The sequence below is a fragment of the Roseococcus sp. genome (genome assembly GCF_965227005.1).
In the GTDB taxonomy this organism is placed as follows: domain Bacteria; phylum Pseudomonadota; class Alphaproteobacteria; order Acetobacterales; family Acetobacteraceae; genus Roseococcus.
The window spans coordinates 1-16,715 of sequence record NZ_CBDDFJ010000015.1 but is presented as its reverse complement, the minus strand read 5'-3'; the positions used below and the strand labels follow the sequence as shown (position 1 = coordinate 16,715).

Genomic DNA, 16,715 nt, shown 5'->3' with positions numbered 1-16,715 from the left:
GCGCCTTCGCGCCTCAGCCCAATTCCCGGATCCCGAGGCGGCTCGTCACGTAGCGAAGTAGGAGCTGCGTCTCGGCCTCGGCGCAGATCATCAGCCCGGTCAGCAACAGCGTGAGCGGGCGGGTTTCGCCGGGCGGCTGGACCGCGCCGGCGGTGTCGATCTCCACCAGAAGATCGCCGGGCGCGCAGGGCGGGATCGTCAGGCGCAGTTGGCGCGCCTCGCCGGGGCCCAGCGCCGCGGCCATCCAGGGATCGGGCTCCGCGCCGGGCCGGATGGATCGCAACCGGACGGTCGTTGCGATTCCCGGCACGCCGGTGACCTCCAGGTTCAGGACCAGGTTGCCGTGCGGCGGCGCCGGCAGGGGAAGGCGCAGCCGCGCCGGCCCCGCGCTCGCCCAGATGCCCCAATCCTCCTGCTCCCCCCAGCCCTCGCCCTCGCAGAGCAGCTGGTGCAGCAGCGTGAAGGGGATCGGCAGCTCCGGCAGGTCGGGGATCTGCGGCCGCTCGAAGCCGATGCGCTCGCCGATCGGGAAATAGAGGCGCGCCAGCGGGTCCGGCAGTGGCTCGGCCGGCGCCAGCAGCGCGGCGACGAGGCCCTCGGCCACCTCGCGCCAGCTCCGCAGGGCCATGCGGCCGGGGATCTCGGCCTCCAGCCGCCGCCGGCGCGCCGGGTCGCGGATCAGGCCCCAGGCGAGCTCCGCCAGCTCGGGCTCGCTTTGCGGCGTGAAATAGAGCGCGGCCGAGCCGCCGGCCTGGCGCAGGCTGGTATGATCGGGCGCCAGCACGAGCTTGCCATGGGCCAGCGCCTCGGTGACGGGCAGCCCCCAGCCCTCGTAGAAGCTGTTGAAGACGGTGAAGAGGCAGCGCTCGTAGAGCAGGGCCAGCAGGCCGTCGCCCACGTCGGTGAGATGCGTCACCCGCTGGCGCAGCTCTGGCGCGGCGCGGATGAGGTCCAGCACCGGGCCGGACTGGTAGCCGCTGCGGCCCAGCAGCACGAGGTCGGGCATCACGGCGTGGCCATGGCGGCGCAGCAGGCTCAACCAGGCGTGCAGCAGCAGCAGGTGGTTCTTGCGGCCCTCGATCGTGGCCACGCAGAGCACGAAGGGCCGACCGTCCCGCAGGAATTCGGGAAGTTCGCACACTTCGTCCTCCGGCATGGCGGGGAGCCGGGCGTCGAGGGGCATGGTGTCCACGCCGATATCGAGGCCGGGGAGGATACGGCGCTGCCAGACGCGGAAGTCACGCGCGCAGCAGTCGCTGGTGGCCAGAACGCGGTCGAGCTGAAGGCAAAGGCCGAGGAAGTGCTCCGTGAAGGCCCGCGTGAGCCCGATGGCGCAATGCTCGGGCACGGCAAGGGGGATGGTGTCGTGGATCAGCGCGGCGATCACGACGCCCTGCGCCTGCCGCAGCTCGCGCAGCCTGCGGAGCTGCTGGGGATTCGCCCCGGTGAGGCCCAGCGCCACCAGGCGGTCGCCCCGCTCGAAGGCGAAGGGAGCGGCCACGGAGCGTTCGGTCCGGGCGGCGCGGCGCAGTTCGGTCCAGTCCGGCGCATCGGCCGGGCCGCCGCGTCGCGAGCCCTGGATCAGTTCGCGCAGCAGCGGCCAGGGAAAGCCGGTGAAGCGCCCTTGTTCGGGCGAAAAGGTCGCGAGCTCGAACAGCGGCGGCAGGCCGGGTTCGAACCCGGCCTCGAGCACCGCCATCTGCACCCGCGCGACGCCCATCGGCGTCCGGTTCCCCTCGAGGAAATCCAGCAGGTCCGTGAGATCAACGACGATTCGCGGCATCAGCTCCGGCCATAGGTGTCCTCGATGCGCACGATGTCGTCCTCGCCGAGATAGGAGCCCACCTGCACCTCGATGAGCGCGAGGGGGATCATGCCAGGATTTTCCAGCCGGTGCGTGCAGCCGAGCGGCAGATAGACGCTCTGGTTCTCCGTCAGCAGGATGCTCTCCGCATCGCGCTGCACCCGCGCCGTGCCGCTCACCACCACCCAGTGCTCGGCGCGGTGATGATGCTTCTGCAGCGAGAGCTGGCCGCCCGGACGCACGACGATCTGCTTCACCTGGAAGCGGCTGCCCATGATGAGCCCCTCGTAATGACCCCAGGGGCGGTACATGCGCCGGTGCTCGGTGGCGAGCTTGTTGCCCTTGGCGCGCAGCCCTTCGACGATCTTCTTCACGTCCTGGGCGCGGTCGCGCGGCATGGCCAGCACGGCGTCATCCGTGACGACGATCACCACATCCTTCAGCCCGAGCACGGCGGTCAGGATTCCCTCCGAGCGGACCAGGCAGCCCTCGGCGTCGATGGCTTCGATCGGCCCCTGCAGGACATTGCCCTGGGCGTCCTGCGGCGAGGCCTCCCACAGCGCGTCCCAGCTGCCCACGTCGCTCCAGCCGAGATCGGCCGGCACGACGGCGGCGTGGCGCGTGTGCTCCATCACCGCATAGTCGATCGAGACGGAGGGCGCCTTGCGGAAGGCCTCCGCGCCGAGACGGATGAAGTCGAGGTCGCGCGAGGAGGTGGCCAGCGCCGCGCGGGCGGCGGCCAGAACCTCCGGCGCGTGCTGGGCCAGCTCCTGCAGCAGCGTCGCGGCGGTGGCGACGAACATGCCGCTGTTCCAGACATGCTGGCCGTCGGTCGAGAGGCGCTCGGCGGTCTGCAGGTCCGGCTTCTCCTTGAAGCTGGCCACGACATGCACGCCCGGCACCTCGCCCAGAGCCTCGCCCATCTGGATATAGCCAAAGCCGGTATGCGGCTGGTTGGGGCGCATGCCGAAGGTCACGATGCGCCCGGTGCGCGCCGCCGCGGCGGCCAGGCCGAGTGCGGCATGCAGCGCGGGCACGTCGTTGATCGCGGCATCCGCCGCCATGATCCAGACCACGGCATCGGCATTGGTTTCCGCCACCAGCAGCGCGGCGGTGGCGATGGCGGGGGCGGAGTTGCGGCCCTCCGGCTCCAGGACGATCTGGGGGTCGCGGATGCCGCCGTCGCGCAGCTGCTCGGCCACCAGGAAGCGATGCGCCTCGCCCACCACGGCGATCGGCGGCGCGAATCCGGGGCCCGAGGCGCGCGCGGCGGTGTCCTGGACCATGGTCTGCCCGGAAAGCAACGGCCAGAACTGCTTGGGGTTCGACTCGCGCGACAGCGGCCAGAGCCGGCTGCCGGTTCCGCCCGAGAGGATGACGGGAACGATGTCGTTTGCACTCATGTGGCGAAGCATTCCTGTATCTCAGTGCGAGCGGATGTGCCGGCAGATGCGGGTGATTTCATGGCAGCCTTGTCGCCTTGTCGCCGCGAAGGCAAGGTGCGCCGCATGGCGTTTGAAGCACCTCGTATCTGGATGGACGGCTTCTCGCTCACCCATTCCCACGGCACCGGCATCAGCACTTACTCGCGCGGGCATGCGGCCACGCTTCGCGGGCTAGGCGCATCGCTCGGTATTCTCTATGGGCGGCCCTTGCCCCAGCTCAAGGACGCGACGGAGCGCGAGGTGCGGTTCTTCGACGCCCGCGCCAGGCCCAACCGCTCCTTCCGCCAGCGCCTGATCGACATGGCGCGCGAGCCGCGCGGGCCGCTGGCGCAGCCGGTGCAGATCTCGCGCATGGTGGACAACACCGCCACCTCCGCCATCACCTTCCGCAACTTCTCGACGGCGAGCCTGCCCCCGGTCGACGAGCTGTGGAACGCCAACGACGCCTTCGGCCGGGCGCTGGTGAACTTCTCTCTGACCGGGCGGCTGCTGCCCGTCCGCGTCCAGGGCGCGCCGCCGGCGCTCATGCACTGGACCTACAGCCACGCCATGCGGCTGGTCGGCGCGCGCAACATCTACACCATCCACGACCTGATCCCCCTGCGGCTGCCCTGGGCGACGCTCGACATCAAGTCCCGCTGGCTGAACACCCTGCGCATCCTGGTGCGCGACGCGGCGCATATCGTCACCGTGTCGGAGCATGCGCGCCAGGACGTGATCTCGCAGTTCGGTATCGCCGAGGACCGCATCACCAACACCTACCAGCCGGTCTTCGCGCCTGCCGAGCCGATGGACGAGGGCATGTCCGTCGCTCGCCTGCGCGCGGCGCATGGGCTGGAGCCGCGCGGTTATTTCCTTTTCGTTTCGACCATCGAGCCCCGGAAAAACCTCGCGCGGATGCTGGATGCCTATCTCGCCTCCGGCGTCAGCACGCCCTTCATCATCGTCGGCAACGTGGCCGAGCACGGCAAGGACGAGATGCGCCTGCTGACCGAGGCCAATGGCACGCGCACGGCCGACGGGCGGATCCGCCACCTCGGCTATGTGCCGCGGCTCGACGTGGACATCCTCCTGCGGCATGCCAAGGCGCTGTGCTTCCCCTCGCTCTATGAGGGCTTCGGCCTGCCGGCCATCGAGGCCATGCAGCTCGGCACCGCGGTGCTGACCTCCAACACCTCCTGCATGCCCGAGGTCGTGGGGGATGCGGCCCTCACCGTGACGCCGACCGACACGCGCGGCCTGGCCGAGGCGCTGCGCGCGCTGGACGGCAATGCCGATCTGCGCGGCCGGCTCGAACTGGCCGGGCCACGCCGGGCCACCGAATTCAACCCGGAACGCTATGCCGAGCGGCTGGGCGCGCTCTACGCTCGCCTCGGCATCGACCTGCCGGGAGGGCGCGGATGATCACCATCGGCGAATTGCTGCACGGCTCCGACGCGGATTTCGTGGTGAACGCCTATCTGGCCGTGCTCGGACGCTGGCCGGACGAAGCCGGCTACGACCACCATCTCGCCGGGATCCTAGGCCGTCCCGAGCGGCGCCCGGCGGCGCTGCAAGGCATTCTCGGCTCGGAAGAGGCGCGGCTGAAGGCCCGTCCCTTCTCGATGGACGCGACGCCCGTCCCGCCGGAGCGCGCCCTGGCCGCGCAGCTGCGCCTGCGGACCGATGCCCTGCGGGCCGATCTGGCCGCGCTGCGCGACACGCCCGTTCCCCCCTCGCCCGGATTGGCGAGCGAGGTCCTGGCCCTGGGGACGGAGCTGGCCGCGCTGCGCCTGGAGATGCGCGAGCGCCTGGCCGGGCTGGAGGCGCTGATCGCCGGGAAGCTGCCGCCGGCGCCCAGCCTCTCGCCCGCGCTCTCGCTGGATTACGTCAACGACCTCGTCGAGGGGGCGCAGACGCAGCTCGCGCACCGGCTGCGCGCGCTGGAAAAGCGGCTGGCGGGCTGACGCCGGCCGCGCAGGCGGACCAATCCCCGTCGCAATGCCCTCGAAATTGGTCCGGTCCCCTGCGCCATTTGCACCCCTGTGGACCGCACCATGCAAAGCCATATCTCTTTCAAAGCAACAGCGAAGGGCGATAGCCTGACTGCCATGACCAAGCCGCGCGTCGCCCTTTTCGTCACCTGTCTCGTGGACCTCTACAGGCCCTCGGTCGGCTTCGCGGCCCTTCGCCTCCTCGAGGAGGCCGGGTGCGAAGTCGTCGTCCCCGAAGCGCAGACCTGCTGCGGCCAGCCCGCCTTCAACGGCGGCGACCGCGCCTCCGCCCAGGCGATCGCCCGCCAGGTGATCGATCACTTCGCGGGTTACGACTACATCGTCGCGCCCTCGGGCTCCTGCGCGGGGATGATGGCGCATCATTATCCGAGCCTCTTCGGCGACACCGACCCGCATTATCGCGGCAAGGCCGAGGCCATGGCCGCCAAGACGCATGAGCTCGTCTCCTTCCTCACCGATGTGCGGGGGATGGAGCGCGTGAAGGCGCAATACGACGGCAACGTCACCTATCACGACAGCTGCGCAGGCCTGCGCGAGCTCGGGGTGAAGGCGCAGCCGCGCCGCCTGCTCGACACCGTCGAGGGACTCAGCGTCACCGAGCTGGCCGAGCCCGAGATCTGCTGCGGCTTCGGCGGCACCTTCTGCGTGAAGTACCCCGAGATCTCGACCCGGATGGTCACCGACAAGATCAAGGACGTCACCGCCACGGGCGCCGACACGCTGCTCGCCGGCGATATGGGCTGCCTGCTCAACCTCGCCGGCCGGCTGCGCCGCGAGGGCAGCGACGTGCATGTGCGCCACGTCGCGGAAGTGCTGGCGGATATGACGCGGGAAGTCCCGCCAATCGGAGAGGCATCATGAGCCTGACCCTGGACAGCCTCGCCGACGAGGTCGCCGAGCGCGCCTTCGCCCGCCGCAGCCCCGCCGAAGTCCGCGCGGCGATCCCCGGCTCGGATGCCGAGCTGCAGGATTTCGCCGACAGCTGGACGCGGCTGGAGACGGACGGCTTCATGCGTGATGGCGGCCGCTATCGCCTGCGCCGCCTGGCCAATTTCTCGGCCCTCCCCGTCGAGGCGGGCCATCGGCGCGGCCTGCACCGCGCGCATTTCCAGGCCAGCGTCCACAACACGCTGAATGGCGGCGTGGACCGCTGGTTCGCCCCCGTCGAGGACGCGACGGTCGCCAATCCCTTCTGCCAGGGCCTGCTCGAACTCGGCCGCGACGTGGCGGACCGGCTGCATCCGAACACCGCCTGGTTCGTCGAGATGCATCAGTTCCGCGTGCAGGCGAAGGCCAATTCCCCCGGCCATCCGACGCCCGAGGGCGTGCATCACGACGGAGTGGACGTGGTCCTCATCGCCATGCTGGCGCGCACCAACCTCGCCGGCGGCGAGACGCGCGTGACCGATGACGAAGGCCGGGAGCTCGCCCGTTTCACGCTGGACGGGATGCTGGACCTCACCATCCTGGACGACCGCCGCGTGATGCACGGCGTGACGTCGGTGGAGCCGGCCGATCCCGCCCTGCCCTCGACGCGCGACGTGCTGGTGCTGACCTGGAAGCGCGCTCAGCCGAAGTAGGCGCGCCACCAGTCGACGAAACGGCCGAGGCCCGTGCGCAGATCCGTCGTCGGCGCCCAGCCGAAGTCGCGCTTCATCGCCGAGACGTCGGCGAAGGTGCCGGGAACGTCGCCGGGCTGCATGGGCTTGAGCACGCGCTCGGCCTTCACGCCCAGCGCCTCCTCCAGGATCGCCACCATGTCGAGCAGCGCCTCCGGCCGGCTGTTGCCGATGTTGTAGGTGCGATGCGTGCCGGCGGCGGGCGCGTGGTCCAGCGCGGCGAGGATGCCGGTGACGATGTCGTCCACATAGGTGAAGTCGCGCATCATCCGGCCCTCGTTGAAGAGCTGGATGGGGCGGCCCTTCAGCATCGCGTCGGTGAAGAGCCAATAGGCCATGTCGGGGCGGCCCCAGGGGCCATAGACGGTGAAGAAGCGCAGCCCGGTCTGCGCCAGGCCGTAGAGGTCCGAATAGGACTTGCTCATCATCTCGCCGGCCAGCTTGGTGGCGGCATAGAGCGAGGCGGGGCGCTCGGCGCGGTCGGTCTCGCGGAAGGGCTGGCCGTCATGGCGCGAGCCGTAGACCGAGCTGGTGGAGGCATAGACCGTGTGGCCGATCCGCCCCTCGCTGCGGCGCACGCCCTCCAGGATGGACAGGTGGCCGGTGACATTGGCGGCGGTATAGGCGAAGGGCGCCTCCAGCGACCAGCGCACGCCGGCCTGGGCGCCCAGATGGACCACGCGGTCGATCCCGGGATGCGCGGCCATCAGCGCCAGCACGTTCTCGCTGTCCGCGAGGTCGAGTCGATGGAATTCGAAGGCGCTGGGCGCCGCCTTGCCGGTGAGGGCGGCGAGCCGCGCCTCCTTCAGCTTCGGGTCGTAATAGGGGTTGATGTTGTCGAGCCCGATGACGCGCTCGCCGCGCGCCAGCAGGGCCTGCGCGACATGCGCGCCGATGAAGCCGGCCGCGCCGGTGACGAGGACCTGGCCCATCGTCAGGCGGTCCGCATCGGTCGAGGAATGGCGGTCATGAGGATCGGCCGGCCTTTTCCGCTTTCGGGGAGGGGTGGAGAGCTATCACAGAACGGGGCGGACGGAAAAAGCCTCCGTCCGCCGTCATGTCAGCTTCCGGTCTCTTCGCGCATCAGCTCCAGCCGGAGCCATTCCTCGCCCGCCGCCTCCAGGGTTGCCTGACGCTCGGCCAGCGCCGCCGTGCGCTGCTGGAAGCCCTTGGGATCGCGCGCATAGAGCCCCGGATCGGCCAGCCAGTTCTGCAGCACGTCGATCTCCTTCTGCAGCTTCTCCATCGTCGCCGGCAGGGTGTTCAGCGCGTGCTGGTCCTTGAAGCTCATGCGCTTGGAGCTCGGCGGGGGCGAAGCCGGGGCGGAGGCCGTGCCGCGCAGCGTGGTGGATTCCCGCGGCGCCCGCGTGGCGCTGCGCGCCGCGACGCCCTCGCCGCGCTGGTTGAGCATGTCGCTGTAGCCGCCGGCATAATCCTGCCAGCGCCCATTCCCCTCGGACATGATGATCCCGGTGCAGACGCGGTCCAGGAAGTCACGGTCATGGCTGACGAGCAGGACGGTGCCGCCGTAATCGGCCAGCATCTCCTCCAGCAGGTCTAGCGTCTCCAGGTCGAGGTCGTTGGTCGGTTCGTCGAGCACCAGCAGGTTCGACGGCGCGGCCAGCGCCTTGGCCAGCAGCACCCGCCCCCGCTCGCCGCCCGAAAGCTTGCCGACCGGCGTGCGCGCCTGCTCGGGGCTGAACAGGAAGTCCTGCATGTAGCCGATGACATGGCGCGGCTTGCCGTCGACCCAGACCTGGTCGCCATTGCCTTCCGTCAGCGTGTCGGCCAGGGTCTGGGCGGGGTTGAGCGTGGCGCGCAGCTGATCCAGCGCCCGCATGGCGATATTGGTGCCGAGCTTCACCGTCCCCGCATCCGGCGGCAGCTTGCCGATGAGGATGTTGAGCAGCGTCGTCTTGCCCGCGCCATTCGCGCCGACGATGCCGATCCGGTCGCCCTTGATGATGCGGGTCGAGAAGTTGCGCAGGATGGGCGTCTCGCCCCAGGACTTCTCCACGCCCTCCGCGGTGATGACGAGCTGGCCGGAGGAATTGGCCTCGGCGGCCTGCATCGTCACCGTGCCGGTCGGCTTGATCCGGTCCCGCCGGGCCGCCCGCAGCGCCTGGAGGTCGCCCACGCGGCGCATGTTGCGCTTGCGCCGGCCGGAGACGCCGTGGCGCAGCCAATGCTCCTCGCGCACGATCTGTCGGCCGAGCTTGTGGGCCGCCTGCTCCTCCTGCTCCAGCTGTTCCTCGCGCCAGGCCTCGAACTCGCCGAAGCCGCGATCCAGCCGCCGCGTGATCCCGCGATCCAGCCAGAGGGTGGCGCGCGACAGCCGCGACAGGAAGCGCCGGTCATGGCTGATGAGGACCAGCGCGCCCCGCATCGCCAGCAACGCGCTTTCCAGCCATTCGATGGCCGGAAGGTCGAGATGGTTGGTTGGCTCGTCCAGCAGGAGGATGTCGGGCTCGGGCGCCAGGGCGCTCGCCAAGGCGGCGCGGCGCGCCTCGCCGCCGGAGAGGCGCGAGGGATCCTCCTCGCCGGTCAGGCCGAGGCCCTCCATCAGCGCGCGGGCGCGATAGGGGTCGTCCGAGGGGCCGAGCCCCGACATCACATAGTCTTCGACCGTCTTGTGGCCGGAGAGGTCGGGCTCCTGCGCCAGGTAGCGCATGGTGGCGCCCGGCTGGAGGAAGCGCGTGCCGCCCTCGGGCTCCAGCTGGCCGGCGGCGATGCGGAGCAAGGTGGACTTGCCGCTGCCGTTGCGTCCCACCAGCGCCAGCCTTTCGCCGGGCGAGACGGAAATCCCCGCCCCCTGGAGCAGGGGCGTGTTACCCAGGGTGAAACGAATATTGTCGAGCAGAAGAAGGGGGGGAGCGGCCATGACGCGGGCGATGGCCCGCCCGCCGCGATGCGTCAAGCTCTGGACTTTCCGGGCAGTGCCGACTTCCCTGCATTCCAATCGAGGAAAGGTAGCCATGTCAGACAATTCCGGTCGCGATTCGGGTGGCTCATGGGCGAATCCCGTCGGTGACACGCCAGGGAGCTCCGGCGATGGGGGCACCTTCACCACCACCAGTTCGCAATCCTGGCTCTCCCGTATCGGCTCCGCATTGGTCGGGCTGCTGATCGGCCTGGCCATGATCCCCGGCTCGGGCGTGCTGCTCTTCTGGAACGAGGGGCGCGCGGTGCAGACGGCGCGATCGCTGACGGAGGGCGCGGGCGCGGTCCGCAGCGTCCCGGCCGACCGGCCGGATGCGGCCAATGAGGGCAAGCTGGTCCATGTCTCGGGCCCCGTGCGCGTGACGCAGCTGCCCTTCGACGCCGAGCTCGACGCCAAGCCGCCCAATGGCACGCTGCGCCTCGTGCGCCATGTCGAGATGTTCCAGTGGCAGGAAGAGAACCAGAGCGAGACGCGCAACCGCCTCGGCGGCGGCACGGAGACGGTCACCACCAGCACCTATCGCCGCGGCTGGCAGGAGGGGCGCGTGGATTCCGGGCGCTTCCGCCAGGGCGAAGGCCACCAGAACCCCACGCCCCGCTACGCCGCCGCCAGCTTCAACGCCCAGGGCGCGACGCTGGGCGGCTTCCGGCTGTCGGATCCGCAGATCGGCGGGCTGCCGGCCGACCAGACGCTGACCCTGCCGGGCTCCGGCGAGGGCACGCGCTATATCGGCAACGACCCCAACAATCCGCGTGTCGGCGACCTGCGCGTGAGCTGGCGCTATGCCCGCCCGGATGCGGTCTCGGTGATCGCGGCGCAGGTCGGCGACGGCTTCGGCCCCTATGCCACCAATGCGGGCGACCGGCTGCAGCTCATCCAGTCCGGCAGCGTGCCGGCGGCGGCCATGTTCCAGCAGGCGCAGGACGACAATGCGACCATGACCTGGATCCTGCGTCTCGTCGGCGTGGTGGTGATGTTCATCGGCTGGGCGCTGCTCTTCAATCCGCTGAAGGTGCTGGCCGACGTGCTGCCCTTCCTCGGCTCCCTCGTCGGCTTCGGCACGAACGCGCTGGCCGGGGTGCTGACAGCGCTGATGGCGCCGGTCATCATCGGGGTGGCCTGGCTTTTCTACCGGCCGCTGGTCGGCATCGCGATCCTCGCGGTGGGCATCGGCCTCGCCTATGGCATCACGCGGCTGCGCAGGCGCGCGCCGCAGCAGGAGAAACTGGCATGAGCTTCGACTTCACCGGCAAGCGCGTCATCGTCTGCGGCGGCAGCAAGGGCATCGGCCGGAGCGTGGCGCTGGGCTTCGCCAAGGCCGGCGCCTCCGTCTCCATCTGCGCCCGCGGCGCCGAGGCCCTGGCGGCGACCAAGGCCGAGATGGGCCCCAAGGCCCATGCGGCGAGCTGCGACCTCGGCAACAAGGATTCGGTGAACGGCTACGTGGCCGAGGCCATCGGCGCGCTGGGCGGGCTCGACATCCTGGTCAACAATGCCAGCGGCTTCGGCTCGCTCGACACCGAGGAGGGGTGGAGCGCCTCGCTGAACGTGGACGTGCTGGCCACCTTCCGCGCCAGCCGCGCGGGGCTGGAGGCGCTGAAGGCCAGCAAGGGGAATATCATCAACGTCTCGTCGATCTCGGGCTTCCGCGCTTCCACGCGCAGCCCGGTCTACAACGCGGTGAAGGCGCTGCTCATCAACTACACGATGAGCCAGGCCTCGCTCTTCGCGGGCGACGGCATCCGCGTGAACGCGGTCGCACCGGGCTCGATCGAGTTTCCGGGCGGCAGCTGGGAGAAGCGAAAGACCGAGGCGCCGGCGCTGTATAACGGCACTCTGGCGAACATCCCCTTCGGGCGGATGGGCACGCCCGAAGAGGTGGCGAATGTGGTGCTGTTCCTGGCCTCGCCGCTGGCGAGCTGGGTCACCGGCCACACGGTGGTGGTGGACGGCGGGCAGCTGCTCTAGAGCCTTCTTCGTTCGCAAGGGCTCACTTCGAAATCTCTAGCTCTTTGTTTTTTCGAGCATCTTTACCCGACCAGACGATTCCGTCTGATCGGGTAATGCTCTAGCCGAGGGATTGAGGGGGCTTTGCCCCCTCGTTTCACCGCCGCAGTTCGGGCAGCGGCGGCGCGACCCCGGCCGGCAGGCCCACGCGGCCGACATTGAGCGTCATCGACACCGCGACGTAATACCCGCTGACCGCGATCAGATCGACGACGCCCTGTTCGCCGAAGCGCGCCTTCACCGCCTCGAAATTGGCGTCCGAGACGAAGCGCGTGCGGTGCAGCTCGATGCAGAAATCATAGATGATACGCTGGTCGTCGCTCATGTTCCCGGGCCGGCGCCCCTGGGCGAGATCCTCCGCCACGGCGGCCGGCAGCCCCGCCGCCATGGCCAGGCGATGATGCGCGAACCACTCGTATTGCGAGGACCATTCGCGCGCCACGATCAGGATCGCGAACTCGTTCAGCGCCTGGGGCAGCGAGGTCCGGAACCGCAGCTCGGAGCCGAGCTCCTGCAGCCGCCCGCCAACGCCCGGGCTGCGCAGCCAGACGTTGAACGGACCGCCGATCGAGTTGTCGCGGCCCGGAATGGCGGCGCGCGGCCCGCCCTGGATCGCGGCGGCCAGCGCCTGCTGCTCCGGCGTGCGCTGGTCGGGCGGGATGAGGGGGAAACGGGGCTCCTGGGCCATGGCGGGCATCACGACCGCTGCGCCGAAGACGGCCGCCAGCAACAGATTGCGCATGCGCTTCTCTCCCGAGTTTGTTTTCTCATCGCAAGAGCCTGCACCCCGCCCTCAGGGCCGGCAAGCGCGGGCTCAGTCGCTGACGGGGCCGGAGCGCAGCTTCTTGGTGGCGCCGTGCTTGGTCTTGCTGTCCATCCGCCGGGTCTGCGAGCCCTTGGTGGGCTTGGTCTTGCGGCGGACCGGCGGCGGCGGGGCGGCGGCCTCGCGAATGAGGTCGGCCAGCCGGTCCATCGCATCCTCCCGGTTGCGCAGCTGGGAGCGGTATTGCTGGGCGAAGATGATGATCTCGCCGCTATCGGTCATCCGCTGGCCGGCGATGGCGCGCAGCTGCATCTTGATCCGGTCGGTCAAGGCGGTCGAGGCGAAGGCGTCGAAGCGCAGCTGCACGGCCGTCGAGGCCTTCTGCACATGCTGCCCGCCCGCGCCGCTCGATCGGACGAAGGTCTCGGAGATCTCCTCGTCCGGGATCGAGAGCTTGGGGGAGATGCGTAGGGGCATGCCCCGGCTTTTGGCGCGGAACGCCGCGCCGGGGCCAGCCCTTATTGCCGGCTGATGCCGAGTTCCTGCAGCAGGGCCCGGTTGGCCACGCTCTCCGCGACGAAACGCTCACGGAAGGTGGCGCCCGGCTGGAAGCTCGGCACCGCGTTCAGCCGCTCGGCGATGGTCTTGAAGCCGTCGCTGCCCACCGCCGTCTGGCAGGCGCGCTCGATGGTCGCGGCGATCGCGTCGGGCAGGTCGGCCGGGGCGATGAGGCCGCCATAGGTCGTTCCCGCCATGGGATAGCCGAGCTCGGCCGTGCTCGGGACATTCGGCAGCGCCGCCATCCGTTGCGTGCCGAGGACGGCCAGGACTCCAAGGCCGGTCGAGGCCGGGATGGAGGCCGCCTCGACGAAGACGTGAATCTGCCCGGCCAGCGCGGCCTGGGCGATGGGGCCCGCGCCGGTGAAGGGCACGTTGAGCCCGTCGATCCCGATGGCGCGCAGCAGCTGCACGGTGAGGATGTGCTGCGTGCTGCCCACGCCGGGCGCGCCGTAGATCAGCGCCTCGCGGCCCGTGCGCGCATGCGCGATCATCCCGGCGAAATCGCGGAAGGGCGCGTTGCGGCCGAGGATCATCACCTGCGGGTTGTCATAGACGAGGCAGAGATAGCGGAAGCCCTCGGCCGTGTAGTTCACGTTCTGCAGATAGGGCTGGGTGGTGATGGCGTTGTTGGGCGAGATGCCGATGGTGTAGCCGTCCCCCCGCGAGCGGAAGATCTCGGCATTGCCGATGGCCCCCGCCGCCCCGCCGCGATTCACGCCGACCACGGGCTGGCCCAGCGCCTTCGAAAGCTCGGCCTGGAGCGCGCGGGCCATGAGGTCCGTGTTGCCGCCCGGCGGGAAGGGGATGATCATCTGCACGGCGCGATTGGGATAGGCGTCCTGGGCCATGGCGGGCTGCCACAGCAAGAGGGCCGCCAGAAGGGCGATCCAGCGCATGTCTTGGTTTCCTCGGTTGATTTGCGCGGAGGCTAACGCAATCGGCTAAGGCAACGCCATCCCGCTGGGGCCCATTTCGTCCTTGAGCGCGACGCCCGTCGCTCCCAGCGCCCTCGCGCCGCGCAGCAGCCAGTGAATCTTGGCCGCGGCGTCGGCCACGCTGATCCCGCCGGGGCGGATATTGCTGATGCAGTTGCGCTCGGCATCGCTGCGGCCGCGGCGCGGCTGCCAGGTGAGATAGACGCCCAGGCTGTCCTGCGCGGAAAGGCCCGGCCGCTCGCCGATGAGGACGACGACCGCCTCCGCGCCCATCGCCTCGCCCACCTCGTCGCCGATGGCCACGCGTGCCTGCTCGACGATCACGATAGGCCAATCAGCCTTCAGCTCGCGGATGAGCGGAACGGCCTGGCGCTGCACGCCGCTCGCACAAAGACCGTCCGCGATGACGATGACCGTGCCGCCCGTACGCGGCAGCGCCTCGCGGTCGGCGGCCCGCAGGCGGCGACCGAGATCGGGGCGGAGCAGATAGCTGCGGCGATCCTCCACCTCGCTGTGCAGCACGGGGATGGGTCCCAGCTCCGCGCGCAAGGCATCGACATCGAGCCTGGACCAGACGGCGTCGCGCGCGGCCGCATGCGCCTCCTGGAAATCGAGATGCGCGGAGGTCGGCACGGCATTGCCGGCGCGACCGATTCCCACGCGCGCCTGGGTGAAGCGGCGCAGATCGCGCCAGAGCGTGGGCACGCTCATTCCAGCCCGATCAGCGCCGGCGACAAACCCGCCGGGATCGCCTCGCCTTTGCCGATTCCCATCCGCTCCAGCCACTCGGCAAATTCCGGCGCGGGCGTCTTGCCCAGCGCGGCGCGCGCATAGAGCCCGTCATGGAAGGAGGTGGACTGATAGGCCAGCATCACGTCATCCGCGCCCGGCACGCCCATGATGTAGGTGACGCCGGCGACCGCGAGGCAGGTCAGCAGGGTGTCCATGTCGTCCTGATCCGCCTCGGCGTGGTTCGTGTAGCAGATGTCCACACCCATCGGGATTCCGAGCAGCTTGCCGCAGAAATGATCCTCGAGGCCGGCGCGGATGATCTGCTTGCCGTCGAAGAGGTACTCCGGCCCGATGAAGCCCACCACGGAATTCACCAGCAGCGGCGAATAGGCACGCGCGACGCCATAGGCCCGCGCCTCGAGGGTCTGCTGGTCCACGCCGCGATGCGCCTCGGCCGAGAGCGCGCTGCCCTGACCGGTCTCGAAATACATCACGTCCTGGCCGACGGTGCCGCGCTTCAGCGCCAAGGCGGCGTCCTCCGCCTCGCGCAGGAGGTCGAGCGTGACCCCGAAACTCTCGTTCACGCCCTGCGTGCCGCCGATGGACTGGAAGACGAGGTCCACCGGCGCGCCGCGCTCCATCGCCAGCATCGCGGTGGTGACGTGACAGAGCACGCAGCTCTGCGTCGGGATGTCGAAGCGCGTGCGGACGTTGTCGAGCATGTCGAGCAGGCGCAGCACCGCCTCGATATTGTCGGTGGCGGGGTTGATGCCGATCACCGCATCGCCGGCGCCGAGCAACAGCCCGTCCAGCACCGAGGCCGCGACGCCGCGCGCATCGTCGGTCGGATGATTGGGCTGGAGGCGGATGGAGAGCGTGCCCGCCAGGCCGATCGTGTTCCGGAAGCGCGTGACCACGCGACATTTCCGGGCCACCGCGATCAGATCGGAAATTCGCATGATCTTGGAGACGGCGGCGACCATCTCCGGCGTCAGGCCGCGCGCCAGCGGCGTGATCGTCTCAGGCGCCGCGGCCAGCAGCCAGTCGCGGAACCCACCCACCGTGAGATGGGAGACCGGCGCGAAAGCCGCGCGGTCATGGCTGTCCAGGATGAGGCGCGTGACGTCGTCCTCCTCATAGGGAATGACCGCCACGTCGAGGAAATACCGTAGCGGAAGATCGGCCAGGGCCTTCTGCGCCGCCACCCGCTCGGCCGCGCTGGTCGCCGCCACACCCGCCAACGCATCACCCGAGCGGAAGGGCGTGGCCCGCGCCAGCAGCGCGCGCAGGTCCTCGAAGACATAGGAGGTGCCGCCGATCACATGCCGAAACGCCATCCCGCCTGACCCCGCCTGAGGCCCGCAGGATCATCCCTGGTGGTGAAATTCGCAATGAAGTCCTGCATCTGGCCGGCTTGTCAGATCGTCGCCCGGGGCGGAAACTCCCGCGCAACGGAGGGATATCCATGGACCGCAACGTCATTGAAAGCGCGCCCGATGCGGCGGCCGACTGGCCGGATCGCATCTACGACCTGCTGAAGCAGTATAATGTCCGCCAGGTGGCCCTGGTGCCCGATGCGGGCCATTCGCGCCTCATCAAGCGCTGCCTCGCCGACAATACGCTCCGCGTCGTCACGCTCACCACCGAGGAAGAGGGCGTCGCCCTCATGCAGGGCGCCTGGCTGGGCGGCGACCGCTCGGTGCTGCTCATGCAGTCCTCCGGCGTGGGCAACTGCATCAACATGCTCTCGCTCTCGAGCATCCATCGCACGCCGATGCCGATGATCATCACGATGCGCGGCGATTTCGGCGAGTTCAACCCGGCGCAGATCGCCATGGGCCAGGCGACGCAATCCGTGCTGGAGGCGATGGGCACCATCGTCCACCGCGCCGACCATGCGGCCGACGTGGCCGA

16 protein-coding genes are annotated in these 16,715 nt (G+C 69.7%); 7 read left to right on the top strand and 9 right to left on the bottom strand.

Translation table 11 applies throughout. The features are described from left to right. Positions 1-13: 13 nt before the first annotated feature. The gene (locus ACO057_RS06235) at positions 14-1,783 is read right to left on the bottom strand and encodes a glycosyltransferase (protein WP_421989724.1); all 1,770 of its coding nucleotides are present in this window, start codon (positions 1,781-1,783) and stop codon (positions 14-16) included. Further along, positions 1,783-3,207, bottom strand: a complete 1,425-nt coding sequence (locus ACO057_RS06230) for a mannose-1-phosphate guanylyltransferase/mannose-6-phosphate isomerase (RefSeq protein ID WP_421989722.1) — start codon at positions 3,205-3,207, stop codon at positions 1,783-1,785. Before ACO057_RS06230 ends, ACO057_RS06235 begins: the two co-directional genes overlap by 1 nt. 105 nt (positions 3,208-3,312) lie before the next feature. Between ACO057_RS06230 and ACO057_RS06225 the strand changes: the two genes are divergently transcribed. The 4 genes from ACO057_RS06225 (at position 3,313) to ACO057_RS06210 (ending at position 6,823) form a co-directional block, all read left to right on the top strand. Further along, complete coding sequence (locus ACO057_RS06225) at positions 3,313-4,653, top strand: glycosyltransferase family 4 protein (RefSeq protein ID WP_421989720.1); 1,341 nt, start codon at positions 3,313-3,315, stop codon at positions 4,651-4,653. Continuing rightward, on the top strand, positions 4,650-5,195 hold the full coding sequence (locus tag ACO057_RS06220; protein ID WP_421989718.1) for a DUF4214 domain-containing protein: 546 nt from the start codon (positions 4,650-4,652) through the stop codon (positions 5,193-5,195). Before ACO057_RS06225 ends, ACO057_RS06220 begins: the two co-directional genes overlap by 4 nt. Positions 5,196-5,339: 144 nt before the next feature. Then, a complete protein-coding gene (locus ACO057_RS06215) occupies positions 5,340-6,104 on the top strand; it encodes a (Fe-S)-binding protein (RefSeq protein WP_421989716.1) in 765 nt (254 codons plus the stop codon). Further along, positions 6,101-6,823, top strand: coding sequence for a 2OG-Fe dioxygenase family protein (locus ACO057_RS06210; protein ID WP_421989714.1), 723 nt, complete (start codon positions 6,101-6,103; stop codon positions 6,821-6,823). The genes ACO057_RS06215 and ACO057_RS06210 overlap by 4 nt, the downstream gene beginning before the upstream one ends. On the opposite strand, the gene ACO057_RS06205 is transcribed toward ACO057_RS06210, so the two are convergent. Continuing rightward, positions 6,811-7,794, bottom strand: a complete 984-nt coding sequence (locus tag ACO057_RS06205; RefSeq protein ID WP_421989712.1) for an NAD-dependent epimerase/dehydratase family protein — start codon at positions 7,792-7,794, stop codon at positions 6,811-6,813. The genes ACO057_RS06210 and ACO057_RS06205 overlap by 13 nt on opposite strands. A gap of 128 nt (positions 7,795-7,922) precedes the next feature. Continuing rightward, complete coding sequence (locus ACO057_RS06200) at positions 7,923-9,743, bottom strand: ABC-F family ATP-binding cassette domain-containing protein (RefSeq protein WP_421989752.1); 1,821 nt, start codon at positions 9,741-9,743, stop codon at positions 7,923-7,925. Positions 9,744-9,837: 94 nt separating this feature from the next. Between ACO057_RS06200 and ACO057_RS06195 the strand changes: the two genes are divergently transcribed. Continuing rightward, complete coding sequence (locus ACO057_RS06195; protein WP_421989710.1) at positions 9,838-11,037, top strand: TMEM43 family protein; 1,200 nt, start codon at positions 9,838-9,840, stop codon at positions 11,035-11,037. Then, the gene (locus tag ACO057_RS06190) at positions 11,034-11,771 is read left to right on the top strand and encodes an SDR family NAD(P)-dependent oxidoreductase (RefSeq protein ID WP_421989708.1); all 738 of its coding nucleotides are present in this window, start codon (positions 11,034-11,036) and stop codon (positions 11,769-11,771) included. Before ACO057_RS06195 ends, ACO057_RS06190 begins: the two co-directional genes overlap by 4 nt. Before the next feature lie 136 nt (positions 11,772-11,907). Here ACO057_RS06190 and ACO057_RS06185 read toward each other — a convergent pair whose 3' ends face one another. From ACO057_RS06185 to ACO057_RS06165, 5 genes are all read right to left on the bottom strand, one after another. Continuing rightward, positions 11,908-12,552, bottom strand: a complete 645-nt coding sequence (locus tag ACO057_RS06185) for a carboxymuconolactone decarboxylase family protein (protein WP_421989706.1) — start codon at positions 12,550-12,552, stop codon at positions 11,908-11,910. Positions 12,553-12,624: 72 nt separating this feature from the next. Further along, a complete protein-coding gene (gene arfB / locus ACO057_RS06180) occupies positions 12,625-13,050 on the bottom strand; it encodes an alternative ribosome rescue aminoacyl-tRNA hydrolase ArfB (RefSeq protein ID WP_421989704.1) in 426 nt (141 codons plus the stop codon). Positions 13,051-13,091: 41 nt separating this feature from the next. Then, the gene (locus ACO057_RS06175) at positions 13,092-14,030 is read right to left on the bottom strand and encodes a Bug family tripartite tricarboxylate transporter substrate binding protein (RefSeq protein WP_421989702.1); all 939 of its coding nucleotides are present in this window, start codon (positions 14,028-14,030) and stop codon (positions 13,092-13,094) included. 45 nt (positions 14,031-14,075) lie between these two features. Beyond that, positions 14,076-14,780 carry an ethanolamine ammonia-lyase subunit EutC gene (gene eutC / locus ACO057_RS06170; RefSeq protein ID WP_421989700.1) on the bottom strand — a complete coding sequence of 235 codons (705 nt, stop codon included), beginning with the start codon at positions 14,778-14,780 and terminating at the stop codon, positions 14,076-14,078. Next, on the bottom strand, positions 14,777-16,138 hold the full coding sequence (locus tag ACO057_RS06165; RefSeq protein WP_421989698.1) for an ethanolamine ammonia-lyase subunit EutB: 1,362 nt from the start codon (positions 16,136-16,138) through the stop codon (positions 14,777-14,779). The genes eutC and ACO057_RS06165 overlap by 4 nt, the downstream gene beginning before the upstream one ends. A gap of 128 nt (positions 16,139-16,266) precedes the next feature. On the opposite strand from ACO057_RS06165, the gene ACO057_RS06160 reads away from it, so the two are divergent. After that, on the top strand, positions 16,267-16,715 hold a 449-nt coding region (locus ACO057_RS06160; protein ID WP_421989696.1), incomplete at its 3' end, for a phosphonopyruvate decarboxylase.